Here is a 25021-nt window from a genome sequence, read left to right as displayed (position 1 = left end):
ACGCGAAGTTCGTGGTGCGCTTGGATGAAGCGGAGCGCGGGCGGTTGCAGGAGATGGTGGATCGGGGCGAAGGCTCCAAAACGATCCGCGACCGGGCCTTGATTTTGCTGAAGGCCGACGAGGGCGAGGGCGGTCCGGCGTGGGCTGGCGCGAAGATCGCCGACGCCTTCGGGGTGGGTGTGCGGACCGCCGAGCGCACGCGCCGGTTGCTCGTGGTCGAAGGGTTCGAGGCGGTGCTCGCTCGGAAGCCCTCGACGAACCGTCAGTACCGCAAGTTCGATGGCGCGCAGGAAGCCGAGTTGGTGAAGTTGGCGTGCTCGAAGCCCCCGGCGGGACGGGTACGATGGACCTTGCAGCTGCTGGCCGACCGACTGGTGGAACGGAACGTGGTGACGTCGATCGGGCGCGAGGCGGTGCGCGCGACGCTCGAAAAAACGCTAGGCCGGCAAACCTCGCTGGTGAGGTCGCAATTCACCGGTGAATCGCGTGAGTGGACGGTTGCTCATGCGATCTATTTCAAGCCGGTTTCGATCGTCACCAGCGAGGTTTGCCGGCCTAGAAAAAACGACCTCAAGCCGTGGCTCCGTGAGCACTGGGTATTACCCCCGGAAGCGGACGCCGAGTTCGTGTGCGCGATGGAAGATGTGCTCGACGTGTACCACCGCCCGTACGACCCGAAACGCCCGCAGGTGTGCCTCGACGAGACGAGCAAGCAACTGATACCGAATCCGATTGATCCGTAACCCTCTCCAATGTTGGGGAGGGTTTATCATGACGCGACTACCTGTTGTTCCGCACTTGACACACGAAGAGATCGATCTGCGATACCGGAGTTGTCCCGACGGGGCCGAGAAGAGCCGGTGGCATGTCCTGTGGTTGGTCACACGCCCTGACCAATCGCTCTCGGCTACGGCGGCCGCACAGTTGGTCGGATTCACGCCCGCCTGGGGTCGTGCCATCCTCAAGCGGCACAACGCGCGCGGACCCGAGGCACTCATTGACCGACGCCGGAATAACGGGGCCGCCTTCAAGTTGACGCCCCCTCAACAAGCGGAGCTGTTCGCCACGCTCCAGAAGCCCCCTCCTGACCACGGGTTATGGAGCGGGCCCAAGGTCTCCGCCTTCGTCAAAGACCGGTTCGGCATCGCGATCGTCAAGCAGACCGGGTGGCAGTGGCTCAAGGAACTGGGGTTCCGCTTGGTGGTCCCACGCCCCCGGCACCCCAAGGCGGCCACACGTTCCCAGCAACGGGCGTGGCTTTGACGAGCTGGTCGGTCTCATGGCTGAACTGCGCCAGAGCCACCACGACAAAGAGGTCGAACTGTGGTGTGAAGATGAGGCCCGGCTTGGGCTCAAGCCGGTGGTGCGGCGCGCGTGGGCACTGAAGGGAACGCGCCCGAGGAGCAACGGGCGGCACAAGTTCGAGTCCCTGTTCGTGTACGGGTTCGCCCATCCCAACAGCGGGCGGAGCCGGTTCCTGATCCTCCCGAAGGCGAACGCCGAGTGCATGGGTCAAGCCCTGGCGGACTTCGCGGGGTGGGCGGACCCGGATGGACGTAAGGTGCTGGTGGTGATCCTCGATGGGTCGGGTGGGCACACGGCCAAGGGATTGCGGGTGCCGCCCAACGTCGTACTCCACCGCCAGCCCAGTTGCACCCCGGAATTGCAGCCCGCCGAGCACTTGTGGCCGTTGGTCCGCGAGGGCTTGGCCAACCAAGTGTTCAACGATCTCAACGGGCTAACCGCGACGCTCACGACGCGGTGCCAGTGGCTGACCGAACACCCGATGGTTGTCGGCGGGGCCGTTGGGTTCCACTGGGCCGTCGCCGCCTGACGGTTACGGATCAACCGGATTTGGTATGATCCGGGAGACCCGAGCACCGATCCCGGTGGAACCGGGGCAACCGGAGCGCGTGGACTACGAGTACGAGTGGAACGGGACCGCGAACCGGTTCATGGTGTTCGAGCCGCTCGCGGGCCGGCGCCGGGTCAAGGTGACCGAGAGGCGCACCAAGGTCGACTTCGCGCACGTGATCCGCGAACGGGTGGACGAGCAGTACCCGACGGCGGAGAAGGTCGTGTTGGTGGTGGACAACCGGAACACGCACCGCCTGTCGAGCCTGTACGAAGCGTTCACCCCGGAAGAGGCGAGGCGGTTGATCGGACGGTTGGAGGTCCACTACACCCCCAAGCACGGCAGTTGGCTCAATATGGCCGAGACGGAACTGTCGGTGCTGAATAATCAGTGCCTGGATCGGCGCATCGGCGAGAAGGACGAACTGCGAACCGAAGTGGCCGCATGGGAACAGCGCCGCAATACGACCAAGTGCCGGGTCGAGTGGCAGTTCACCACCGCCGACGCGCGCGTCAAACTCAAACGCCTCTACCCGTCGATCCAGACCGGTTGACCCACTAGTGCAGGATCATGGCTGAGGTTTTGGCAATGTGGGGTGGAGCGTGCAGCCGTAGTAGTCGCACGCTCGTTGCCGTACCTCAGCGGCGGTAAGTTTCCGGTCGGGCTCGACGATGGCCCGCTTGCCGTGGACCCACTTGGGTTCGATCGGATTGAGCCACGGGGCCTTCACGGGAAGTCCGCACACCCGGATCCGGCACCCGGTCTTCGCTCGCCGGACCCGCCGGTTGTGGGCCTCGATCCACCGCCGCACGCGCCGGCTCACGTGCCACGCGGCGTTGTCCCACACCAGGGCCAACACCGCCTTCCCCTCGGTCGCCAGCACCTCGCACACCCACCCCAGGAACGCCTCGGTGGTGGCACTTACCGGGCGCCCGTCGCAGAACCGCAGCATCATCCCGCCCGTGTCGGCCCGCAGCACCCCATAGCACGCCACCGGCTCGGGCCCGCCGCCCTTCGGATCCCGGGCGTTGCCCCCGAGCCGGAGCGGGCCGGAGGTCGTCCAGGCGAACAGATCGGGCTGGGCCAGTCGCGTCCACCAGCACTCGTCTTGAAAGCCCAGCACCCAGTCCGAATGCTTCGCCGCCTCAGCGATCAGCCGGTCCCGACGCCTTTTTTCTTGACGTATTCGGGGTCCGGGCTGGTGATCCAGTGCTTGGCCCGCTTCCACCCGACCCCGAGACGCTTCAACGCCTGTCGGATCGGCTCGACCGACAGCACCCGGGGCGTCCATCCCTTCTGGTGGCACACCTCGGCCACCAACGCCAGGGTCCACAGGCTCGTCGGCTTGCCGAATTCTCGGGGCCGGCGGTGGAGTAGATCCTTGAGGTCCTCGTCCCGCCCCCGGTCCCATACCCGGCCGGGATCCTTGCGGGCATGCGACTTGGCGCCCAAGCATCCCAGGCCGTCGGTCTCGAACGCCCGGACGGCGTTGCGGACCGCTTGGGCGGTACACCCGACCACCCGCCCGACTTCGGCCGGCCCCATCCGCCCGGCACTCGCCAACAGGATCTGCGACCGGCGGACGGTGAACGCATCGGCCGACTTACGGCCTCGCTCCAACGCCCGCCGCTCGGCGGCCGTGAGCGTGCGGACGAATTTACGGGGCTTGTTCATCCCGACAACATACGACCCCGACCGGATTCGCAAACGGTCAGCAATTAGGCTGCACTAGTAGTTCAACTGTTGGCTCATGAGGCGGTAGAGGTGGAGGCTTAGCGGTGTGCGCTGTCTGGCGACGAGTTGCGACCAGCCTCCACCTCTACCGCCTCATGAGCCCAACTGTTTTGTGTTGCGGGGTGATCTCGGTACGATTTTGATGTGTGGACCCGAAGGAGTCCGCCATGAAGAAATACCGCGTCACCCTGACCGCCGAGGAACGTGAATCCCTGGGCACGTTGGTCGCCACGGGTAAGGCGGCTGCCAAGAAACTGATCCACGCCCGCATCCTCTTGAAGGCCGACCAGGCCGACAGCGGTCCAGCCTGGACCGACCAACAGATCGCCGAGGCGCTGGACGTCAGCGTTGCCACCATCGAGCGGGTTCGGCAGCGGTTCGTCGAGCAAGGGTTGGAACCGGCCCTGGTCCGCAAGAAGCCGGACAAGCCCAGCCGGGAGCGTAAACTCGACGGGGCCGGCGAGGCGCGCCTGATCGCCCTGGCGTGCTCGAAGGTTCCAACGGGGCGTGTGGCGTGGACCTTGGAGATGCTGGCCGACAAGCTGGTCGAATTGAAGGTCGTGGATTCGATCTGCCCGGAGACGGTGCGCCAAGCGTTGCAAAAAACGAGATCAAGCCGTGGCTGAAGGAGCAGTGGTGCATCCGCCGGAAGCCAGCGCGGGGTTCGTGTGCGCGATGGAGGACGTGTTGGAGGTGTACCACCGCCCCTTCGATCCGAAGCGCCCGCAGGTGTGCCCCGATGAGGCGAGCAAGCAGTTGGTGGGCGAGGTGGTGCAACCGATCCCGGCGGGACCTGGACAGCCCGAGCGGTTCGACTACGAGTACGTGCGTAACGGGACCGCGAACCTGTTCATGATCTCCGAGCCATTAGCGGGATGGCGGCACGTAATGGTGACGGAGCGTCGGACGGCGAAGGACTTCGCCGAGGTGCTGCGGTGGCTGGCCGAGGACGTGTACCCGGAGGCGGACGCGATCGTGCTGGTGATGGACAACCTGAGCACGCACAAGTTGGCGAGCCTGTACGAGGCGCTCCCTCCCGAACAAGCTCGTCGGATCGCGGAACGGTTCGAGGTCCACTACACCCCCAAGCACGGGAGCTGGTTGAACGTGGCCGAAATCGAGCTGAGTGTACTGGCCCGCCAGTGCTTGGACCGGCGGATCGAATCCATTGACGAGCTGCTGAAGGAACTGGAGCCGTGGTCAGTTGAGCGGAACGATCGGGCCATCGGAGTGAATTGGCGATTCACCACAGCCGACGCCCGTATCAAACTTCGGCGGCTCTACCCCGCAGTTCAAAATAGTTGAACTACTAGGTTTTTTCACCCAGTCGAGTTCGACCTTGAGTCGCCCGATCTGCTCGTAGAGTTTGGCGGTCTTGTCGTCCGGCGGTCCGGTGGCCTTGGCACCGGAAATGAACACCGCCTCGGCCCCGGCCAGGAGCTTCTTCTTCCACTCGTGGATCAGGGTCGGGTGGGCGCCGAATTGAGCGGCCACCTCGTTGACCGTCTTGTCACCCTTGAGGGCGGCCAAGGCGACTTGGGCCTTGAACGCCGCCGAGTGGCTCTTCCGCTTGCCCGCCATCGGTTCCCCTTTCCTGGGCCTCCGGTGTAGCTTAACCGGAGGCCCAGTTTTCGGGGTCCACTATAGAGTCCGGGCCAAGAGTTGTCCCGAGGCCATTGAACAACTTCAAATACACCCCGAACAGGCGCAGGCGCTTATCGGCATCCCGCAAGGTGAATAAAGGAACGGCCCTGCTCTCGGTCGCGGGTCCGGCCCGGTTGGGGTCGAAACGCGCGGACGGGGCCAGTATCTGGTCCCGGGATCGATCCAAGCGAGCACCCTTGATACTGCTTTCGTTGCCTGTGACGGGGACGTACGGAACGTGATTCCCGAGTTCGAGCGGGCGCCGGGCGTCACCACTTCAATGAGTGTCGTTGTGTGTCGCGGTAACTTCACTGGCTCCGGTCGCATTAGCGGATCGATGCTGTTGGTCGACGGCAACGTCGATCTGTTGCCAACCCACAACATGAGGAACAGCCTGATCCGCGCGTCGGGCGAGGTGCACTTGCCGCTCAACGACCGTCCGATGGGTTGCACGATCGAGTCGCGGGTGAAAGACGCGACGTCGCCGTACCGGTTCTTCGAGGTGCGTGACACGGGCCTGTTGGTGGCCGACGACGAGGAGGGATTGGTGGTGACCGGGACCAAACCTGGCACCCCGTTCGGGACGAGCGGGATCGCGAAAGGGGATCTGATCCGCGCGCTCGACGACGTGGGGGCGGGGCATTCGGAGTGGTTCCGCAAGCTCCTGCGCCGGGCCGTGGTGTGCCAGGGTGATTGTCTGGTTACCGTTACGCCGGCGACAAGACCATCGACATCCCCGTCTTCTTCCCAACACCCAAGTAATCACGGGTCACTGGTGGCTGCTCAGACGTGAGACGGGCAGTCACGAAGAACAAGACGTTCGCGGTCGGCCGCAGATTTGGCCGACCGCAAACTGCGATTTCAAATTACTCCCGGCGCTTGGCAATCGATGGCACGATCTTCAGCCACCGTTCCGGGAGTTCGAGCTTCTTACCGGGTTCAATGCCGGTCGCGGCAAGCACATTCGGACCCGCGACACGAGCTTGAAGCAGAAGCACCGAGGCCCCGCCCGCGAACGCGGTCGCGACACCGGGACCGCTCGCGGTTTGTGCGCCGAGCGCCAGCGTGTTCGGGCCGAGCACATCGGGCTTCCCGCGAAGCGTCAGCCCCGTCCCACCTCCTACAAGCACACCAGGGGCATCGGTGCCGACGGTGATGGCTCCGAGCGCATCGCCCGGGGTGCCGACACCCGCGGTCGGTGCGGTGTACGAGCGGAACACGACTTTCGGGTCACTGGCGGAGGTGCCCAGCGTTTCGATGACGATGCGCGGGTAAATTTCGACTTCGCGTTGCAGCGCCGGGAGGAGCGGTTCGGCTGCCGCGGCCGAGTCCAGCGCGAGGGCGAAGCGCCCGGCCGCAGGCACGGTGAATTCCAGCATCTGCTCGAATACCAGGAACGTCGAGGTGCGGTAAATGACGTTCGGCACACTGACCGACCGGGCGTCTTCGGCCATCTCGTCGCTGGAGCGCTTCTCGCCGTTGGGATCGATTTGCCGCAGCACGCGGATCGTGAGTGGGCGGACCGGGATGTCTGCTTCCGGGAAGTTCGGATCGGCCGGTTCGCGCCACTGTACGGTGAAGCGGAGCTTCGCGCCGGCAGCGAGTTCGGGTGCCACCGAGCCGTTTGCCGCACGAATTCCCAGGAAGTTCAGCGAGGGCGACCAGTTGTCCGCGGGCAACTTCGTCTTCGGCGGAACGAATTCCATCAGCCCGTCCCGGTTGGCGTCGAGGAACGGTCCGCCCCAAACCGACGCGCCCGCGGCGCTCGCGGACTGGACCCACACCAGCGGCGGTTTGTGCGGTGTGAGCGGCTTCACAATGCGCGGTGGCAGGTCGGTCGCGAGCCGGTCCACGATCCCCGCGAAATCGCTGATCGCGTCGAGCGGGTACCCCGACTCCCACACCAGCGTGTTCACGATGACTTGTGCCCCTTCGAGTCCCTTCGTGATGTCTTTCTGGTAGTTGTTGAACCGGTCCGTCAGTTCTACCAGTTCTTTTTCTTTCTGAATGAACCCATCGAGATCCGCTTTAGCCTTCTTGCGAGCGGCCACCGCGACCTCGTTGTCCGTGAGGTCCGAGAACGCGGCCTTGTACGCGGCCACGGCCTGCGCGCGATCGGTGTCGAACGTCTTCGTCCGGTTCGCGAGTTCGTTCAGGCGCACGAGCAGCGCGTCCGTGTACTGGATCTCGCCGCGTGTCAGGTGGATGACCGCGTTCAGGTGGAAGAAGCACCCCGGATCGATCCGCACGAGGATCAGGTCCGCATCCGGTGCGACGGCCGCGAGTGCCTTGGCCGCAGTGGTACCGGTACCGGCTCGCAGGGGATCTGCGGGGAAGGGGAGTAGTTCCGGTGTCAGTTCGGTCGTGAAGTCGATGATTTTCGTTCGCTTCGGCAGTTCGGTGCCGATCAGCTTGTCCGCGCCGGTGAAATCGGACCCGATGAGCACGACTTTCACGCCCGCCCCGGTGTACCCGCGCTTGTGCAGTTCGTCGAGGCGCGCGGCCTTGATCGCTTCGGCCGGTGTCGTACTCTTTCCGGTCGCGGCGTTCACGATCGTTTCCGCACCCTGGCGGGGAAGGCGTACACCCAGAACCCCCGGCTCCTGGGAGATGCCTTCGACGTAAGACGCACGCGGCAACCGCACGTGAACGATGTTCCCGATGATGCCGTCGACCGAAGCCCGTGGGAACCGCCCCAGGAACAGCGTCCGGACCGCGTCGAAGTCGGTGATGCGGTTCTCGAAGATCACTTCCACGCGGAGCGGGGCGTTCTTGGCCGCGGCGTTGCTCAGCACCGCTCGCAGATCGGCCGAGTACCGGAGTTGGGCGGACACAACGGGGGCTGGGGTAAAGGGCACTGTGACGTCCGCGATCGGCAGCACCTCGGCCCAGCGGACCGGGTTCCGGTCGCGCAGAGGAGAGGGGAGCTGTTCCGGGCGGACGAGTGGCAGGAACCACCCGCTCGGCTCGGTCCGGAGGTCGCGCACGAGGAGCGGCACGCTCTTGGCTTGGATCGTCCCCCGGACGAGTGAGTACCCCTGCGTGTCGTAGCCGAGCGCCTCCGCGAACCCCATACTCGCGAGCTGAGCGACCACCTGGCGGTGCAGCCTCTGTTGGGTCAGGGGTACGTAATCGTTGCGTAGCCCGAGCTTGATCGCGATGGGTTTGTCGGCTTCGGCGGGGAGCGTGAACCCGTCCGGCGCGAAGAGGATGTTCAGGACGCGCGGGTTGTTCAGGACGTCCAGAACCTTTGCGCTGGGGATCGTGCCCGTGAAGCGCTCCGCGCTGGAATCGAGGATCTCGAGGTCGTAGTCGGGTTCGTTCTTGCGCGTGTCCTCGAACCCGAGGTTCGTGAGGAACTTTTGCAGGTCGAGGTACTGGCGCACGCGCTCGTCGCGGTCGGCGCGGATGCGGTACCGGATGTCGAGTTTCACCTTTTCTGTCCGCGGGGGCTCCTTCACCTGCGCCGGCGCGAGTGCCGTGGCGCAGAGGAACGCGGCCGTGACCAGACCGTAGCGAGTGAGTGCGTGCGTCATGGATGGCGTCCAACTTCGGGCGCGCGGAACCTGTTCGTATTCATCGTGACCGGCAAGAGCGAACTTGCCAAGTCACTGGGCCAAACAAAAAGTGGTTAGACCGCCGCAGGGTGCGAACAACCGGAACTGCGCTCGCGGCGAGAAGTGGGGTCGTGCCGAGGGGGAAAGCCCGGTGAGATGTCGGGCCGCAGTAGAAGACAGAATGGCCACAAAAAAGCACAAAGGGCACAAAAGGAAGAGAGAGCAGAACAGAAAGAAAAAGAGCCGCGGATAACGCGGATTACGCGGATCAGACAAAAGAAAGAGCGCGTGTTGGTTAGCCCCGTGAGGGGCGGAAGCGAGTAGCCGGGGGTGGAGCGAGCGATGCGAGCGCAACCCCTGGCGGGCTTCCGCGAACCCCGGACATCTTCCGCGTCACAACTGCACGTAACGTTGAGTTACTTCCTGGTCCGCCAGGGGTTGCGCTCGCGTCGCTCGCTCCACCCCTGGCTACTCGCTTCCGCCCCTCACGGGGCTTAAAACCGTTCTTTTGTCTGATCCGCGTTATCCGCGTTATCCGCGGCTCTTCCTTCTGATTTCTGACTTCTATCCGGCTCTGCGTTCATCCGCGGCGGATTTTGTTTTCCTGGTCATTTCACGGTTGCCGGCGTGAGTTTGCCCAGGTTGGCGAACAGCCCGACGAGCGAGGCCATGAGCTTCTTGAAGTCCCCTTCGTGCAGGCTCTCGTTGGGGGCGTGGGCGTTGCTCGCCGGATCTTCGATGCCCATTAGTAGCGCGGGGGCGCCGCCGAACAGTTCCGAGAGCGGACCGACGAACCCGATGCTCCCGCCGCCGCCGATCGCGACCGGGTCGCGGTCGAACCCAGTGCGCATCGCGGACAGTGCGGACTCGAACGCGGGGCCGTTCGGGTCGGTCATCCACCACTTGACCGGCGGACCGGCCGGCGTGACGGTCACCTCGCAGCCCCACGGCGGGTTCGCGGTGAGGAACGCCGTCAGCGCCTTGAGAACGTTTTCCGGCGTCTGGTCCGGCACGATCCGGCAACTCACGATCGCCGAGGCTTTCGGCAGCACCTGATTCGAGGCGCCCTTGATCGAACTCGCTTCCTGCGCGATCACCGTGATGGCCGGTCGGCGCCAGGTTTGGGCGTAGTCGCTGAAGCCCTTCTCGGTGGAGAACCGCGCACCGGGCACCATGCCGATGGACTGACGGACCTTCTCGGCGTCGGCGGGCAGCTTGTTGAACCCGGCGCGTTCTTTGTCGGTGAGCGGGCGTACCTCGTCGTAGTACCCCGGGATCGGGAGCGGTCCGTTGTCCCAGTAGAGGCGCCCGAGGATCGCGTTCAGCGCGATGGCCGCATCAGGCAGGGTTCCGCCGCCCATCCCACTGTGAACGGGGATCTTCGCTGTGGTCACATCGACGCGGACCGCGACGATTCCGCGCAGCGAGTACGTGATACTCGGAATCCCGACCTCGATGTTCTCCGTGTCGCACACGACGATCACGTCGGACTTGAGCCGGTCGCGGTGCGTTTCAAAGAACTTGAGCAGGTTCTTCGAGCCGACCTCTTCTTCGCCCTCCACGAGCATCTTGATGTTCACGGGGAGCGTGTTGCCGGTTTTGCGGTAGGCTGCGATCGCTGCGAGTTGGGCCGAGATCGCGCCTTTATCGTCGGCGGAGCCACGGGCGTAGAGCCGGCCGTCGCGCCGGGTGAGTTTCCACGGGTCGCTGAGCCACTGGTCCACGAAGTTCACCGGTTGAACGTCGTGGTGCGCGTAGAGGAACACCGTCGGCTTGCCGGGGGCTTCGAGCCATTCGCCGTAAGCGTAGGGCAGTGACTGGCCGACTTTGAGGACGTCGACGTTGTGTAGCCCGGCCTGCCGCATCTGGTCGCAGGTGAGTTTCGCGGTGCGATCGATTTCGGGGTTGTGTTCGCCGTCGGTGCTGATGCTCTGGATCGCGACCAGTTCGGCGAGTCCCTGAACGATCTCTTCGTGATTCTTGTTCAGCCAGTCGAGTGCGGCTTGCATGAGGGTAGCCCCCGTATTTAGGTGCCATCACTCTACCGGTCGGGTGGGCCAGGGTAAACCCGCGCGCGATATGCTAACCGGACCTGGTACTCGTTCGGCGAACTAATCACACGCGCACAGCCCCACGAGGTCGCATATGTCTATGACCCCGCCCGCACTGGCCGCCGAACTCGCGTTCCGGGCGAAGTTCCTTCGCATCGCCTGCCTGGTCAACATCGTGTTGTTCGTGCTGCTCGTCGGCGGCGGAACCGTGCTCGTAACCGCGGTGGCGCGGGCGACCGGGGCCAGCACCGCTGCGGGCGACGAGAAGGAAATCCGTGCGGTGCTCGAAGCACAGGCAACCGCGTGGAACAAGGGCGACCTCGACGGGTTCATGGGCGGCTACTGGAACGACGACCAACTCACGTTCATCTCCGGCGGCGACATTACCAGTGGGTGGAAGAAAACGAAGGAGCGCTTTGAAAAGCGCTACAAGGCCGAAGGCAAGGAAATGGGCAAACTCGCCTTCAGTGAGCTTCATGTGGAAACGTTCAGCCCGAACGCCGCGATGATGCGCGGGAAGTTCGAGCTGACGTTCGAGAAAGAAAAGGACGACGCGAAGAAGACCGCACGCGGGCGCTTCACGCTGATTCTGCGCAAGACCCCGGACGGCTGGAAGGTCGTTCACGATCACACTTCGGCCGAAGAAAAGAAGTGAGCGGCGCGGGTGCCGCGGGTATCATCGCTGGTACCGTCATTTCTCCGAGGTCGGTGCGATGGTTCCTTTGCCCACGATCGATGCGCTGGATTCGATCATGATTCCCGTCGCGTGTCCCGTGCCGTGGGACGCGATGCGCGGCGACCACCGCACCCGGTTCTGTGACAAGTGCAGCCAGAACGTCCACGACGTGAGCGAACTCACGCGCGCCGAAGCCGTGCAACTGGTAACCAGCGAGAACAAGCTCCCGTGCCTGCGTATCTACCGGCGCCCCGACGGGCGCGTGATGACGGCCGACTGCGCGACGAAACGCGAGCGCGTTTGGAAGTGGCTCGACCGGCGCTCGGCGTGGGCCGCGGCGCTGTTCGCGGTCGTGTTTATGGCGGGGTGCGATCGATTTCCTGGCGCGACTGTTGGTGAACCCTGCCTGTACCAATCACCGTCAGGACACACGGTTGAAGCGAGCGCCCAAAGCATCGTGGAAGGAATCGTGTTGGAAGCAGCACGACACCATGAAACCGAGGAGGGGAAATAACTCGTCCTTCCGTATAACGTTTGCATGTCAACACCAGCCCTGCCCGCGCCGGAAGAATCCGACGACGTTCGCACCCTTCACAAACTCGGGTACGCGCAGGAACTCGCCCGCGTGCTCGGCGGGTTCTCGAACTTCGCCATTTCGCTCTCGATTATTTGCATTTTGGCCGGGGGGATTACCTCATTTCACGTAGGGTTCTGTTCCGTCGGTGGGGCGTCCATCGGGATCGCGTGGCCGCTGGTCGGACTGTTCGCGCTGTGTGTCGCCGCGACGATGGGGCAGATCGCGTCCGCGTTTCCGACGGCCGGCGGGTTGTACCACTGGGCCGCGATCCTCGGCGGGCGCGGGTGGGGGTGGGCGACCGCGTGGTTCAATCTCGCGGGGCTGGTCGCGGTTCTGGCGGCGATCAACGTGGGTACGTTCCGGTTCGCGATGGGTGCGTTTCTACCGGATGTGAAGCCCACACCACTGATGCAGGGAGCGGTGGTCGCGCTGATTACCGTGTCGCACGCGATCATCAACCACCTCGGCATTCGCGTAACGCGCGTCCTCACGGACTTCAGCGGGTACTGGATTTTGTTCGTTTCGGTCGTGGTCACGATCGCGCTGGTCACGGCCGCGCCGAGTCACGACTTCGAGCGCCTCTGGACGTTCACGAACTACAGCGGATTCCCACATTCACCAGTGCCCGAACCCGGAGCGGAGGCGGAAACCGTTGATCCAGTGTGGCCGGAACAGCAATCGCTTGTGTGGTTATTCGCACTCGGGTTCTTGCTACCCGCGTACACCATCACCGGGTTCGATGCGTCCGCACACGTTTCCGAGGAAACGGAGAACGCGGCGCGCAATGTTCCGCGCGGGATCGTCCGGTCCGTGTGGGTGTCCGCGCTTTTCGGCTGGTTCATGTTGTGCGCGGCGGTGCTCGCGATGCGCGACCCGACCGCGGCGGCAGAGAAGGGGGAGCAGGCGTTCGTGTTCACAATGGGCGACGTGCTCCCGCGCGGGTTGTACCTCGTGCTGTGCGGCGGTATCGTGCTCGCACAATACCTGTGTGGACTCGCGACGGTCACCTCGACTTCGCGCATGGCGTTCGCGTTCGCACGCGACGGCGGGCTGCCGTTCTCGAAGTGGGTGCGGTTCGTGTCGCCGCGGTTCCGCACGCCGCCCGTTTCGATCTGGCTCGTGGCGGTTCTGGCCGTGTTGTTCACGCTGTTCGCCGAAGCCTACGCGACCATTGCCGCGTCCGCGGCGGTGCTGCTGTACATCTCGTATGTGTTGCCCACCGCGATCGGAGTGATCGCATATGGGCGGTGGTGGACGGCGATGGGACCGTGGACCCTCGGCCGGTGGTTCCGCCCGCTCGCGGTGGTGAGCGTTCTCGGGTGCGGGCTGTTGCTCGTGATCGGGGTTCAGCCACCGAGCCAGAAAGCCGCGTATGTGGTGGGCGCAATGGTCGTGGCACTGGCCGTAATGTGGTTCGCGGTGGCCCGATACACGTTCCCCGGTCCGCCGCACGGTATCGAAACCCGGGCACAGGCCGAATCGATCGCGGCGGCCGAGGCCGCGGTTCACGAGGGCGAAAAAGGAGCGGCGCCGTGAGCGACAGTTCGCCGGTACCACAAGAACCGCTCGATCCGGTCGAACGGGCGCTGGCCCAAACGCCGGCCCGCGTACTGGCCGGGCGCGCGGGACTCGGCTACCGCACGTCGACCTGGCTCCGGCTCCGCGAAGATCACGCCGCCGCACGCGACGCGGTTTATGCCGAGGTCGATTTGGAACGCGACTTTGGCGCCGAGCGCGTTACGCGCTTCGGTCTGTTCGGTGTGGAAACGCAGGTGACTTCCAAGAGCGAATACCTGCGCCGGCCCGATTTGGGGCGAAAACTCAGCGATGCGTCGCGCGAACGAGCGCGTGCCGAGTGCCCATCAAAATGTGATTTTCAGATCGTTATCGGTGACGGACTTTCCGCGACCGCGGTCGCAACGCAGGCGCCGGAACTGCTCGATCGACTGCACGCAACCACGACACAACGCGGGTGGTCGTTCGGCCGGCCGTTTTTGGTGCGCCACTGTCGCGTTGGGGTGATGAACGACGTCGGGGATTTACTCGCGCCGGTCGTGGTCGTGTTACTCATCGGCGAGCGACCGGGGCTGGCGACGGCCGAGAGCCTGTCAGCGTACATGGCATTCCGTCCGCGCGGGGGGCATACGGACGCCGACCGCAACTTGATCTCGAACATTCACGCACGCGGAGTGGGGCTCGCCGAGGCTGCACAGCGAATCGCTGCGCTCGCGGAGCAGTTCCGGGCCGTCGGACGCAGCGGCGTCGGGGTCACGGAAGTGCTGGACGCTCGCGCCTTGAGCAATCCTGCGTCGATTTCCGGATCAACATAAGCGCGTTGATATCCGGCACCTGGATTCATGTCGTCGAGCGGGGTACCATTGAGCATCTCTTCTTCGGAGGTGTCGCCATGCTCCGCGCGTTCGCCCCGGTCCTCGCCGTCGTGATCCTCGTCGCTGCGACACAAGCCGCACCCGTTCCCAAACACCTGATGCCGAAGAACGAACCACTGTACTTCCCGACTACGGTCGGGACGAAGTGGGTCTACGATCACAATGGCCAGGCGGAGATAACCAACGAGATCACGGCCGTTGAGGAGAAGGGCGGCGGCAAACTCGTGACGGTCGGTGGAAATTCCAACCACCCGACGCGCTGGCACGTGTCGCGTGCGGGGGTGTTCATCGTGTCGATGGGTACCGAGGAGTGCAAACCGGCCGTTCCCATGCTCCAGTTGCCGCACCATCCGGGTGCAACGTGGACCACCGAGAGCATGCACGGTGCCAAACTGAAAGGGCTGTTCGCGTCGCACGGGCCGGAGCTGGTTGAGGTCGGGGCGGGGAAGTTCCAGGCCATTCGGGTGGAGGTGGAGTGGGTCGGGAACAACAAGGTGACGTTCTGGTACGCGCCCGACGTCGGGGTCGTGAAGGCCGCGGGGGGCTTGCGGAAAGAGCTGAAGTCGTTTAAGCCGGGTAAGGGGTGATATCGGCGGCCGGACCGCATCCGGCCACCGTGTTTTTCCCCGTTCGCAGAACCGTTCCGAATCACTTCTTGGATTTCGCTTGGGAGAGTGCGTTCACCATCTTCGTGACCTGGCTCGCGATCCCCTGAACCACGAGCCGATCTTTTGAGGGTGTGATTGTACCGAACGGTCCGAGTACCTTCTTCAAGTCCGCAAGTAACTTGTCATTCACTCCCCATTCGACCAGAACCTCAACTCGAACCAACTCGGTTTTGCCGCACTTTTCCAGTTCCCCACCTGAAACGGCTCGGGCCAGTGCCGGGTCCACTTTCTCGTCGGCCGGGATGAGGGTGAAACTGTTCCAACTGCGAACGATGAGGAACCCTTCCGGGATCAGGGCTTCGTTGAGGAGGTCCGTGATTTCTGCAAGGGTGTACGTCTGGGCCGTCTTCGGCGGTGTGAATGTGAACGTGCCCTTCGGCTTGGAGCTGATGTTGGCGCGAAGGCCCGTTACGGCCGCGTAGGTGGCGAGCACTTCGGGCCAGGGGGTGTCTTTGAATTTGAATGTGAGCGGCTTTGATTCGGGCGAAACCGTGCGCGGGTCGATACTGGGCTGCGCCCCACCACGCGGGTCGAATCCGGGCGAGTTGGCAGGGGCTTTTCGCGGGCCCGCTCCGCCCGGTGCGCCAAAGGGATTGGGCTTCGCATTTAGGGTAGCTTTTTCGATGTCTCCGAGCGTTTTGGCGTTCCCCGCTGTATCGCAGACGATGATGCGGTCCCCTTTGGCGAACACGAGCACGCCGAACGGGGTCAGGAGCTTGCGGATTTCGTCTTTAACGTCTGTCGCGTCCAGAGAGCGGAGCGGAATTGTCGTCTGCACAAACTCTGTTCGCCCGTACTCACCGAGATCGTTCAGGTCGATCTGGTGGATCATTTTCGCGTCGAGTCTTTCGTCCGCGGGGTGAATGAAGAACGTGAATTTCCCGCGAACGAGGATCATTTTCTGCTGCATCAGCCCTTCGTTGATGAGGTCGGTAATCTCGTTGAGGGTAAACTTGCGGTCCCCCGGGGTACACGTGAACGTGCCGGTGGGCTTCACGGCGGTGACGAGCGCGAGACCGGAGAATTTCGAGTACGCATCGAGCACCTCGCTCCAGGGCACGTCCTTCACATTGAAGGAGAACATCTTAGCGTTCGGCAGAACCATGTGCGGATCGACACCGGGGCCGGGGCGCGAGGGGGTGTCCGGGCGCACCGGCGGCAGTTTGTCGGCTAATTTCTCCATTTCAGTGGCGAGCCGGATGGCCGTTTCGAGCGCGTCGGGTGGACCGACGAGGATGATTTGATTTTGTGCCGGCAGTGCAATCACCTGTAACCGTCGTGGTGCTACGAGCGCCTGAATGACGGATGCTACTTCCTCGGCTTTCCGATTTTTCAGCGTCAGCACTCGCGTGGTGGATTCCGCACCTGCGGCGGGTTCGACTGCGAGCACCTTCGCGAGCAGTTTCTGAACGGTCTGCGTGTCCGACTCCGTCGCGTAGACGAGGAGCACGTGGTCGTTCGGGACCGGGACGATGGTCACACGCGATCTGCCGAACGCTTCCGCGAGTGTTTTGGCCGTTTCGACACAGTCCGCTTTTTTGTCGAGCCGGAACACGCTCGTTTTCCTCGCACCCAACTCTCCGAGTTTCGCGAGTACGGTTTCGACCTGTTTTGTCGTCTTCGCGTCGGCGTAAACGAGCAGCGCCTTATCTTCCGGGACGGGCGCGATCATTGTGGTTCGTGCGTCGAACAGTTTCGTGAGCATGGCGGCGGTTTCTGTGCAGTCGAGCTCGCGCAACGGAATCACGGTGAGTACCTTCGGCTCGCTCGCCACCGGTGGGAGAGGCGGAAGGTTCGTCGTTGCGAACGGATTCAGTGGGGCTTTCGGTTCCGGTTTGGGTTGCGCGTTCGCGCTTGTGAGATGGAAGAGCCCCACCGCGCTCGCGAGCACCAACCCGCAGCACACGACCGCGGACGCGACGGTCCGGACGTTCTTCAGGAACATGGCTCTTAAAACTCCTTCGGTTGTGTCCGCGACGCGGCGCGAGATCAGCCCCCTGGCCGTCGCGTGCACGAGGTTATCGATTGCGACTGCGCGAACCGTGTTCGTCACCATTGCAAGGGATGCCGCGCTTGACGTGCGGTCCGTGAGTACTGCCAAGAGCACCGCGGCAGCGGGCGCGCCCACACGGGCCGTGAGCCGGGCGGCGAGCATCTCGCGTGCGCGGGCCAATCGCCCCGCGACCGTTCCCTCGGGGCACGCGAGCCGGTGCGCGACCTCTTTGCGCGTGTGGCCCTCCAGGTCGCACAGCACGATGAGCGCCCGGTAGCGCTCGGGCAAGCGACTCAGTTCGTCGTCGAGGGCCGCGAGCCGTTCGTTGTGTTCGTTCGGGAAAGGGGCGTGTGGCTCAGGTGCTTCTGCGAGCGGGCTTAAGCGCGCGGCCCGGCGCGTGTTCGATTGCCGGAGCTTCCGGGCCGTGTTGTACGCGACGCCGTACAACCACTGCGCGAGCGGGCGCCGGGTGTCGATGGCCGTCGCCCGGCGCGCGAGGACCAGGAACGCGGCCTGGAACGCATCCTCCGCGTCGGTCGGGTTACCGAGTACGCGCCGGCACACGCCCAGGACCATCGGCCCGTGCCGGCGCACGACCGTCGCGAACGCATGTTCGTCCCGCGAGCGCACGAAGAGATCGAGTAATTGACCGTCCGTGCGCTCGGTCCGGGCCGCTTCGTCGGCGATGGTATCGAGGATCTGAACGACGGTGTTCACGTGCCCTCGCAGTTGCTTTTCCGCGTTCCACACCCATTACTTCCCGCACCACCTCCGTTTGATACAAACCGCGATGAGATTACAACCAAAGGATTGATGAGAAGTGTAGGTGAAGCGACGCGGGTCGAGGGACTTCCACCTCGACCCGCGTATTCTGGAATCGTTTCAGCGGAACGCGAACGTTCCGCTAAAGCCGATCCGTGTTCCCGTGTTGTCTACTATTCGACTTGAGGCGCGGAACGCTCACGGCACCGCCGGTACGTCGAACAAGTTCGATATTGCGGAACCGCGACCGACGGGGTTGATCCAGACCGCAATATCGAACTTGTTCGACGTACCGAAAGCGGTGCTGGAACAGCGGTCCCCGCGATGAGTGAGAGGGCAAGCGCTCGGACGACGCAACATCGTCCTGGTGCAAAGCACCGAGCTAAACTGACCACGAGAACAGGAATCGAGCATACCTCTGTTGGATGCGAATCGCAACACGTTGATCCGCGCCCAACAGAGGTGGGGTAAGTACGTTTGCGCCCGTTACTTGGTCTCGGGCATCGGGGCGATCTTGATCGACAGCGGTTCGACCCAGTGCTTGTGGTCCGCGTCGTAGTACAGGTACCCGCGGCTCGCCGGACCGCGGTACGTGCCCGGCACGTCGCACACGAGGTCCACGGCCAGCGCGATCTTCTGTTCCGGCGCCAGTTCGCGCCAGTAGAGGATCAGTTCACGATCGCGCGTCTCGAAGTAACTGATCTGACCCTTCTCGCGCAGGTCGGTCAGTTGCTTCATGTCGGTCGGGACTCTCATTCCGGCCGGGATGCCGACGATCGCCATCGTCATGCCCTGACCTTGCTTCTGGCGGTTCTCCAGTGTCACCGCGACCGGGACAGTATCGCCCTCGGTGGCCTCGTTCTTGGCCAGCTTCGTGGAGATCTGCACCGCACACTTCTCCGCGCTCAGCGGGGTGAGCGTCGTGTAGCTGTAGCTCAGAGCGATCGGGTACGGGTGCTTCGCGGTCGTCGTGATTTCCAGCTCGGTCCTGGCTCCGAACTTGAAGATCGCCTCCGGGTTCGGGACATCAAGGGCGATTACTTCAACGTCCTGTTCGGTGAACTGCCGCGAGCAAACCGCTGCGCCGCCTACGAGCATGCCCAGGTCGCCGCTCTCGGACGGGTGCGCGTTCTTCTTCGCGAAGAGTGCGAGTGCCTTCAGCGCCATGATGGTCGACTGCGTCGAGCCGAACCCACCGTACCCGCCGCGCTGTTGAGCGATCCACTTTGTCGCGTCCTTGATTGCGGTGCCGTAGGCCGGGTCGTTGGCCCGCAGCCAGCCGAGCAGCGCCAGGGCGGTCACTTCGATCTCCAGGTCGCGCCCACCGGATCGGGTGATGCTCGTTTCGGCCCCCGTGACGGCGCCGTTCTTGAAGTGCTTCTCCTTCAGTCGGTCGAGCAATTTGTGGGCGGTTTCGCGGTCGCCGCGTTGGAGCATCACATTCGCCACGAGTGCCACGAAGTACGCATCCTTACCGCCGGCCGAGTTCTCGTTGAGTGCTTCGGCCTTCAGCGTGGCGATCTCAGTCTTGAGGTCCAGTTTCTCCTGATCGTCCGGGTCGCTCTCGACGAGTGCCCACACGATGTAAGCGTCCACCGTGTGCTTGGGGGCCGAGCCGAAACTGTGCCCGTCCGGTCCGCGCTTGAAGCCGCCTTTCCCGTCGCGCCGGGAGAGCAGGTACGCTTGCGTCCGCTGAATTAAGACCGGGTCGACCGGGTGAACGCGGGCCATGTCCTTGAACTGGAGCAACCCGTAAGCCGTGAGCGCTTCGTGCTGCCGGTCCGCGGCGCCGAACCACTCGAAGCCGTGCTTCGTCCGTTCGGGCGTGTCCGGGCACTCGAACGAGATCAGTCGCCCGTACCCCTTGTCGAGCAGCCCCTTCGCCCTTGCTGCTGCGGCCGGGTTGGTTTGGTTCGTTTGGTTCATGTAGTCGAGGATCAGCGCGTTCGGATAGTTCGTGGTCGAGGTCTGCTCGAAGCACCCGTAAGGTTCGCGGAGCAACCCGTCCAACCCCTTCACGAGATCGGCCATCGTGGTCGGGTACATTTCGAGCCGCACCCGGAGCGACCCCGGTACCACGTCCTTGGGCAGCGTGATGCTCCCGCGAACGCGGCCCTTTTCGAGCATGTCACTGACCGAGCCGACTCGGGGGAAGCCATCGGGTACTACGCGAATCATTCGCCTGATAACATCCGGGTCACCGCCCGCGCTCCGGCCCTCGATCAGCAGGCTCGCGTCACCCTGGAGTTGATCCGCGTTCAGGCGCAGGAGCTTGCGGCCCTTAGCGTTGGCTGCGAGTTCGATCGTCTCCTGGAGCGGCCCCTTGGTTTTGAACCCGGTGGCCGTCGTGTTGAACGTCACGCTCCGCGTAACGTCGCTGTCGTTGGTCACGCGGATCGGCGCGTCCACGGTGTCCGTGTGGGAGATTTCCAGCGGCAGCTTCGGATCGACGCTGAACGGCTTGCGCGCTTCGAGAGTCGTGGTGATCGCCCCGATGCGCCCGTCAAGTGTGTGCCCGGCGACGAGCACCTGGTACCGCGCGATGTCGTCGGAGAGCTGGAACTCGATCGTGGACTTGCCGTTCTCCGGCAGCACGAGAACCGGGTGCCAGTACACCGTTTCGGTGAAGTCCGAGCGCACTTCACCCAGTTGCGGGTCGCGCTCGTGGGCGTACTCGCGCACCATGAAGGGCATAATCACGGGTAGAGCCGACCTACGACCGTCGCTTTTGTGAATCAACCCTTCAGGCATACGATCAGCGAACCCATCGGGCGATCGTAGTGACCATGAGCGGAGCGCGGCACGGGTCTTGTCGCTTCGCGCGGAACTCAACCGTTTCTGGACATCTCCGGTGAAGGTTCCATCGTGATTCGGGAAGGAGGTTCCCCTGCCTGCGTCCGGCTTCGGTGAAGGCTTGCCTCCCCTCGGGGGGGCTCCGCCGGCCCCAGGCATCCCTACGGTGGGCGGACCCGGGGGCGACGCTTTAGGGCCTGCCGGAGCGCCCGGGGGACGTAAAGGATTGTCCAAGTCGGGCATCGAACCGGAATCGTCTATCGGTCTAGGTGTTCGTGTCCCTCGGCCTCCTTCCACAGTCCCAAGCCGTGGCACTGGTCCTGAGACGGTTTGGTCGACCATGCCGCCCGGAGGCTTGATCGAGCTTCCCACGAAGGAGAAAGTCGAGTTGGAATTGGAACCCATGTTGTTCACCAACAGCACCAGCATTCCGCAAATAGCCAGTGTGGTGATGCCTGCGATGAATGGGCGCAGGCGCCCGGCCGGTTTCGTTGCCGTCGCGGACATCGCGCTCGATACGACGATGAAGATGAAGATCGCCACCAGCGCGGCTGCCAGCAGCGGAACCAGCGCCGCACCGAACCTCTGGTAGCGCTCCTTGTAATCCGACAGCGCGCTTTGCGCTTCGGTCTTCAGTGCTTGGGCCGCGGACACGTGCGCCTGGGCTTGAGCCAGCTTTTCGGTCAGCGCGGCGGGGATGGCGCTCCACTGAGCTTCGGTCGTCGCGACCTGGATGCGGGCCATTTCCAGGCGCGGGGTGAACTCCGCACTCACGCGCTGTTTTTCGAGTTCGAGCAACTGGAGCGGGGCGGTCGGGCGTTGACCGTGCGCGACCAGCATGGTGTTCACGTCTGCTTGGTCCACCGGTTTGGCCGGGGGAACGTCTTGTTCCGCGAACCGGCGCCAGCCCTGCGTGCCGAGGAGGAGATCGAGAGCCACGGCCGCCTTCGGGTGATCCGTGAGCAGGAAGTCCGCGTGCTCCAGTTCGGCCGAGTTCTTCACCTCGCCCGACAGGAGGAAGTGCGTGGGGAGCAACCGGTCGTTCTTGTTGTCCGCCATCGCGATGACGCTACGGTTCACCACGCCCACCATCAGCACGGCAGGGGTCGGCGCACCGGTTTCGGTGGTCGCGGACAGATCGAGACGAACCTTCCCGCTGGGCGTGTACCGGACCCGATCCGGATTCGCGTTCAGCACCAGGTGCTGGCCCTGACCGCGGAACACGAGTCGTTCGGACCGCGGAAGGAGCGCGGCTTGGCCGGCATCATCGCGCCGTTCCTCGAACACAGTAATTCGTGTGACGCCGCCCGCGGTGTCGTCGCTCTTGAGCGAGATTTCGGTGGACTGGTGCGCGTTCAGAGTGACCTTCTGTTGAGCGATGAGTCGTTCGCGAACATATGCCCCCACGTGTACTGTCTTCGGTCCGCGTGCGGTTTGTAGGCGCACGCGGATCGCGCCGCCTTTTTCGGTTGCAGCATCGAGCGCGACGCCATCGGCCTTCGCTTCGGGCAGCGGGAAGCCGTCCTTGGTCGGCTCGGTGATGCCGTTGGGCGAGGTCAGCTTGAGGAAGTACTGTGTCCGCGCTTTCGGCTTCAGCGTGAACACGCCGTGCCCGCGGTTGACACCGGGATTCTCGGCGTCCGTGAGCGTGCTCACTTCGGCGAACGTCGTTGTGCCGTCGGTGATGACGCCTTTGAGATCGGCGGGCTTTCCATTCGGCGTGCGGACCATGAAGTACACGCGACCGGGCACGCCTTCGACCATGTCGCCGCCTTCGGGGAAGAATTCGACGCGGAGAGTCTTTGTCACGAGCGGAATCGGTCGGACGATCGTCTCGGAATCGCTGCCGTCGCGAATGTTCACGCTCAGCGTCGCTGCCGGAGCCGCACCGGGGGCGACTTTCTCAAAGACCTCAGCCGAGAGCTTGAAGCGCACGTCTAAGAAGACTTTCCCGGTCGAATCAGTGGTGAACCGCGAGTTCGATTGCTGGAAGAAGTCCGAGCTGCCCGTTGAGGCGACGACGTTGGCGGTCGCGTTCTTCATCGGCCCGCCGGCGGTGCGGGAAACGTCGATCCGCGCCTGCACGAACTCGTTGGGGCCGTATGACTTGCCATCGAACTCCAGTTTCTTCTCGAACGTGTCCGGGACGTAACGGTTCACGATGAACTTGCGCGTTTCGAGTAACACTTCTTTGCCGGTTTCCGCACTCGCCTCGAACAGATCGAGCTTGTATTCACCGCCGGGTGCGTCCGAAGCCAGCGTGTGTTCGCCGACCCCGATCCCGCGGAGCGGCTTGTTGTCCGGTCCCAGGACCGGGCGGATTTCCTGGAGCAGTCGGCCGTTGCCCTCGTCGAGCGTGGTGACGGCGTCACCCGGGTCGCGCAGCCGGAACTTCAGGTGCGTGTCGGTTGCCGGTGGGCGCAGCGTCGAGCGGTCCAGCGTGAGCGAGCGGAACCGGATCGTTTCGCCCGGCTTGTAGAGCGGCTTGTCCGTAACAAGGTGCGTGACGAACACCGGGCGCGCGAGCGGTAGGCGCTCGGCCAGCACGCTCTTGCGGTCGTCGGTGAACGCGGTCACTTCGAGGAACAGATCGGAACCCGGTTTCACCTTCTCCCAGAACGCGACCGGGAGTTCGAGCGTCGCCGCGCCGACGGGCTTGTCGTGCGTCTGGCGCAGAAGTTCCTGGTCCTTCGCGTCCTTGACGACCACGTCCATTTTCTGCGGTCGGCCGACCGCGCCGTGGCGCAGGGTTTCGATTTGCCACTTGTTCGGCGCGCCGGGCTGAATGTGCGCCGGGCCGGTCAGCCGGACGACGAAATCCTTGTCCTCGATCGCCTTCCGGGCGCTCTCGTAAGCGGCCTGATACTCCGCTTGGAGTGCGTTTTCCGCAGCAAGTGCGGCTTCAATGTGCTTGCGCGATTCCCGTTGCGCTTCTGCTTTTTCGGCTTCGGCGCGGGCGACTTCTTCGAGTTGGATCTGGAGCGCACGTTGCTTCTCGGCGACGTCGTGCGAGCGCGAGTACCAGCCGTAACCTTGTGACCCGACCAGTGCGCCGAGCGTGCCGAAAACGGCCAGCCAGACCACCGATTTGAGGGAACGCGGGCGGCGCATAACGTTCTCCTGCTGTTTGGGAGAGGGATTAGGTGACACGTGCGCGGGCGACACTTCGGCCGGCGCGCGCGGAACGGGCGCCGGCCGGGTGGCGGGCGCTGCGACCGATTCGGGCGGCGCCTGGGCGAGCGCCTTGGGTTCGGGGAGTCCCGCCACGTGGCCGATGAGGTCGGCGAAGAAGCTCATGAACCGGATGTAGTGCTCCTCGGCTTCCGGGTGCATGAGCACGAGTTCTTCCAGCCGGCGAAGTTGGTCCGGCGAAATGACTTCTTCGCAGAGGGCGTCGAGCAGCGGCTGAAGTTCCGCAATAACGTTGGATTCGGGGTTCACGCGCGGCCCTCCTGGGTGAGCGTTTTTTGGACGCACTGCGTGAGCGCTTCGCGGACCTTGGCCAGTGCCTTGTACACGGCGTCCACGGAGCGCCCGAGTTGTTCCGAGGTGGATTGCGTGGTCGCGCCGTCGGCGAACCGGCGGGTCAGCAGGTCGCGCGCCGAGTCCGGGAGCCTTTCGATACACGTTGCGAGCGCCACCCGGCGGTCGTCGAGCTGGAGCGCGTCCGCTTGCCCGGCCGCGGTTTCGGCGATGCGCTTCAGGAAGATCTGACTCAACCGGGCCTGGGCGCGGTTCGACTTCTTGTTGAAGTCGAGCACCTTGTGATAGGCCACGCGGCGCGCCCACGCCAGGAACTCCGTGGGGGGCGCGTTCGCGTCGAACTTGTCCCACATCGTCAGGCTGGTGTCTTGCAGCACGTCGTCCGCGTCCGCGCGGTTCGGGAGCAGCGTGAGGACGTAGGCGTACAGCCGGCGCTGGTTCTGGAGGAACAGGCGAAGGAACAGCCGGTTCTTGTCTGCGGCCGGGCGGTCGGCTTCGTCCGGTTCTACGGGTGAGGCCGGTCCGTAGTCGGCGTCCACTGCCATAACTGGAGCCCTCTTGTGGAGAAGAAGGAGGAACGGCGCGGGTTCCCGGAGCGCGCAGGAGCACCGGCCGTTTCTTCAGCAGAAAGCGGACAGTATGCCCGGACGTTGGGGAAGGGCGGCCGTGCGATCCGTATCCGCTACTTAGTTGACACGAGAGCCGCCGATTGGAAGAAAAAATTCCCGGTTCGAGTGCGGGGCGCTCAAGCCATTTCGCGTTCCGTTTGTTCCGGCGACACAGACTGTCCGGGTGGCGCCAGCGCGCCGTGAAATTGACGTGTGCAGCGCACGGGTCT

General features: G+C 64.0%; 17 protein-coding genes and 4 pseudogenes. 13 read left to right on the top strand and 8 right to left on the bottom strand.

The genetic code is table 11. The features are described 5' to 3' along the window. Positions 1 to 53 precede the first annotated feature (53 nt). The 5 genes and pseudogenes from VT84_RS42320 to VT84_RS19570 all read left to right on the top strand — a co-directional run. Positions 54 to 416 (top strand): annotated as a pseudogene (locus VT84_RS42320) (helix-turn-helix domain-containing protein); the annotation flags it as partial. 141 nt (positions 417 to 557) lie between these two features. Continuing rightward, positions 558 to 722: pseudogene (locus VT84_RS40970) on the top strand (IS630 family transposase); the annotation flags it as partial. A gap of 49 nt (positions 723 to 771) precedes the next feature. Further along, positions 772 to 1263: a winged helix-turn-helix domain-containing protein gene (locus VT84_RS19580; RefSeq protein WP_052554773.1), complete on the top strand. Its 492-nt coding sequence runs from the start codon at positions 772 to 774 to the stop codon at positions 1261 to 1263. A gap of 16 nt (positions 1264 to 1279) precedes the next feature. Continuing rightward, positions 1280 to 1834, top strand: a complete 555-nt coding sequence (locus VT84_RS19575) for a transposase (RefSeq protein WP_052554770.1) — start codon at positions 1280 to 1282, stop codon at positions 1832 to 1834. 25 nt (positions 1835 to 1859) lie between these two features. Continuing rightward, positions 1860 to 2408, top strand: a pseudogene (locus tag VT84_RS19570) (IS630 family transposase); the annotation flags it as partial. A gap of 15 nt (positions 2409 to 2423) precedes the next feature. Here the strand turns inward: VT84_RS19570 and VT84_RS19565 are convergent. Next, positions 2424 to 2978, bottom strand: coding sequence for a transposase (locus VT84_RS19565; protein ID WP_082839376.1), 555 nt, complete (start codon positions 2976 to 2978; stop codon positions 2424 to 2426). 29 nt (positions 2979 to 3007) lie between these two features. Further along, positions 3008 to 3529 (bottom strand): helix-turn-helix domain-containing protein, encoded by a 522-nt coding sequence (locus tag VT84_RS19560; RefSeq protein WP_052554143.1) that lies wholly within the window; start codon positions 3527 to 3529, stop codon positions 3008 to 3010. 227 nt (positions 3530 to 3756) lie between these two features. On the opposite strand from VT84_RS19560, the pseudogene VT84_RS38705 reads away from it, so the two are divergent. After that, positions 3757 to 4894: pseudogene (locus VT84_RS38705) on the top strand (IS630 family transposase). Here VT84_RS38705 and VT84_RS19545 read toward each other — a convergent pair. Then, positions 4790 to 5170, bottom strand: coding sequence for a transposase (locus VT84_RS19545; RefSeq protein ID WP_157469641.1), 381 nt, complete (start codon positions 5168 to 5170; stop codon positions 4790 to 4792). The pseudogene VT84_RS38705 and the gene VT84_RS19545 overlap by 105 nt on opposite strands. Positions 5171 to 5471: 301 nt before the next feature. On the opposite strand from VT84_RS19545, the gene VT84_RS19540 reads away from it, so the two are divergent. After that, positions 5472 to 6026, top strand: coding sequence for a hypothetical protein (locus VT84_RS19540; protein ID WP_082840698.1), 555 nt, complete (start codon positions 5472 to 5474; stop codon positions 6024 to 6026). 73 nt (positions 6027 to 6099) lie between these two features. Here VT84_RS19540 and VT84_RS19535 read toward each other — a convergent pair whose 3' ends face one another. Together VT84_RS19535 and VT84_RS19530 are read right to left on the bottom strand one after the other, a co-directional pair. Then, the gene (locus VT84_RS19535; RefSeq protein WP_082840697.1) at positions 6100 to 8769 is read right to left on the bottom strand and encodes a hypothetical protein; all 2670 of its coding nucleotides are present in this window, start codon (positions 8767 to 8769) and stop codon (positions 6100 to 6102) included. 629 nt (positions 8770 to 9398) lie between these two features. After that, positions 9399 to 10799 (bottom strand): M20/M25/M40 family metallo-hydrolase, encoded by a 1401-nt coding sequence (locus tag VT84_RS19530; RefSeq protein WP_082840696.1) that lies wholly within the window; start codon positions 10797 to 10799, stop codon positions 9399 to 9401. A gap of 136 nt (positions 10800 to 10935) precedes the next feature. On the opposite strand from VT84_RS19530, the gene VT84_RS19525 reads away from it, so the two are divergent. The 5 genes from VT84_RS19525 (at position 10936) to VT84_RS19505 (ending at position 15071) form a co-directional block, all read left to right on the top strand. After that, a complete protein-coding gene (locus tag VT84_RS19525) occupies positions 10936 to 11496 on the top strand; it encodes a YybH family protein (protein ID WP_082840695.1) in 561 nt (186 codons plus the stop codon). A 58-nt stretch (positions 11497 to 11554) separates the two neighbouring features. Continuing rightward, positions 11555 to 12031: a hypothetical protein gene (locus VT84_RS19520; RefSeq protein ID WP_082840694.1), complete on the top strand. Its 477-nt coding sequence runs from the start codon at positions 11555 to 11557 to the stop codon at positions 12029 to 12031. Between the two features lie 24 nt (positions 12032 to 12055). Continuing rightward, the gene (locus tag VT84_RS19515; protein ID WP_082840693.1) at positions 12056 to 13630 is read left to right on the top strand and encodes an amino acid permease; all 1575 of its coding nucleotides are present in this window, start codon (positions 12056 to 12058) and stop codon (positions 13628 to 13630) included. Next, positions 13627 to 14424 (top strand): ethanolamine ammonia-lyase subunit EutC, encoded by a 798-nt coding sequence (gene eutC / locus VT84_RS19510; protein ID WP_082840692.1) that lies wholly within the window; start codon positions 13627 to 13629, stop codon positions 14422 to 14424. Before VT84_RS19515 ends, eutC begins: the two co-directional genes overlap by 4 nt. Before the next feature lie 77 nt (positions 14425 to 14501). Further along, entirely contained in the window at positions 14502 to 15071 is a 570-nt protein-coding gene (locus tag VT84_RS19505; protein WP_082840691.1) for a hypothetical protein, read from the top strand. Positions 15072 to 15132: 61 nt separating this feature from the next. Here VT84_RS19505 and VT84_RS19500 read toward each other — a convergent pair whose 3' ends face one another. Continuing rightward, entirely contained in the window at positions 15133 to 17895 is a 2763-nt protein-coding gene (locus VT84_RS19500) for a sigma-70 family RNA polymerase sigma factor (RefSeq protein WP_082840690.1), read from the bottom strand. 76 nt (positions 17896 to 17971) lie between these two features. On the opposite strand from VT84_RS19500, the gene VT84_RS19495 reads away from it, so the two are divergent. Next, positions 17972 to 18235: a hypothetical protein gene (locus VT84_RS19495; RefSeq protein ID WP_082840689.1), complete on the top strand. Its 264-nt coding sequence runs from the start codon at positions 17972 to 17974 to the stop codon at positions 18233 to 18235. A 158-nt stretch (positions 18236 to 18393) separates the two neighbouring features. Here VT84_RS19495 and VT84_RS19490 read toward each other — a convergent pair whose 3' ends face one another. Both VT84_RS19490 and VT84_RS19485 read right to left on the bottom strand, forming a co-directional pair. Further along, positions 18394 to 24141 carry an alpha-2-macroglobulin family protein gene (locus VT84_RS19490; RefSeq protein ID WP_082840688.1) on the bottom strand — a complete coding sequence of 1916 codons (5748 nt, stop codon included), beginning with the start codon at positions 24139 to 24141 and terminating at the stop codon, positions 18394 to 18396. Continuing rightward, on the bottom strand, positions 24138 to 24728 hold the full coding sequence (locus VT84_RS19485) for a sigma-70 family RNA polymerase sigma factor (RefSeq protein ID WP_082840687.1): 591 nt from the start codon (positions 24726 to 24728) through the stop codon (positions 24138 to 24140). The genes VT84_RS19490 and VT84_RS19485 overlap by 4 nt, the downstream gene beginning before the upstream one ends. Positions 24729 to 25021 lie beyond the last annotated feature (293 nt).

Origin of the sequence: Gemmata sp. SH-PL17, from assembly GCF_001610855.1 — a bacterium.
Classification (GTDB): domain Bacteria; phylum Planctomycetota; class Planctomycetia; order Gemmatales; family Gemmataceae; genus Gemmata; species Gemmata massiliana.
Note: the sequence above shows the minus strand (reverse complement) of the source record. Positions and strands in the feature narration are given on the sequence as shown.

What these genes read in the sequence shown, in the direction of transcription:
- VT84_RS19520 (WP_082840694.1), top strand. Translation starts at nt 11,555, where the DNA reads ATGGTTCCTTTGCCCACGATCGATGCGCTGGATTCGATCATGATTCCC.
- VT84_RS19580 (WP_052554773.1), top strand. Translation starts at nt 772, where the DNA reads ATGACGCGACTACCTGTTGTTCCGCACTTGACACACGAAGAGATCGAT.
- VT84_RS19530 (WP_082840696.1), bottom strand. Translation starts at nt 10,799, where the DNA reads ATGCAAGCCGCACTCGACTGGCTGAACAAGAATCACGAAGAGATCGTT.
- VT84_RS19575 (WP_052554770.1), top strand. Translation starts at nt 1,280, where the DNA reads ATGGCTGAACTGCGCCAGAGCCACCACGACAAAGAGGTCGAACTGTGG.
- VT84_RS19515 (WP_082840693.1), top strand. Translation starts at nt 12,056, where the DNA reads ATGTCAACACCAGCCCTGCCCGCGCCGGAAGAATCCGACGACGTTCGC.
- VT84_RS19545 (WP_157469641.1), bottom strand. Translation starts at nt 5,170, where the DNA reads ATGGCGGGCAAGCGGAAGAGCCACTCGGCGGCGTTCAAGGCCCAAGTC.
- VT84_RS19505 (WP_082840691.1), top strand. Translation starts at nt 14,502, where the DNA reads ATGCTCCGCGCGTTCGCCCCGGTCCTCGCCGTCGTGATCCTCGTCGCT.
- VT84_RS19525 (WP_082840695.1), top strand. Translation starts at nt 10,936, where the DNA reads ATGTCTATGACCCCGCCCGCACTGGCCGCCGAACTCGCGTTCCGGGCG.
- VT84_RS19535 (WP_082840697.1), bottom strand. Translation starts at nt 8,769, where the DNA reads ATGACGCACGCACTCACTCGCTACGGTCTGGTCACGGCCGCGTTCCTC.
- VT84_RS19560 (WP_052554143.1), bottom strand. Translation starts at nt 3,529, where the DNA reads ATGAACAAGCCCCGTAAATTCGTCCGCACGCTCACGGCCGCCGAGCGG.
- VT84_RS19485 (WP_082840687.1), bottom strand. Translation starts at nt 24,728, where the DNA reads ATGGCAGTGGACGCCGACTACGGACCGGCCTCACCCGTAGAACCGGAC.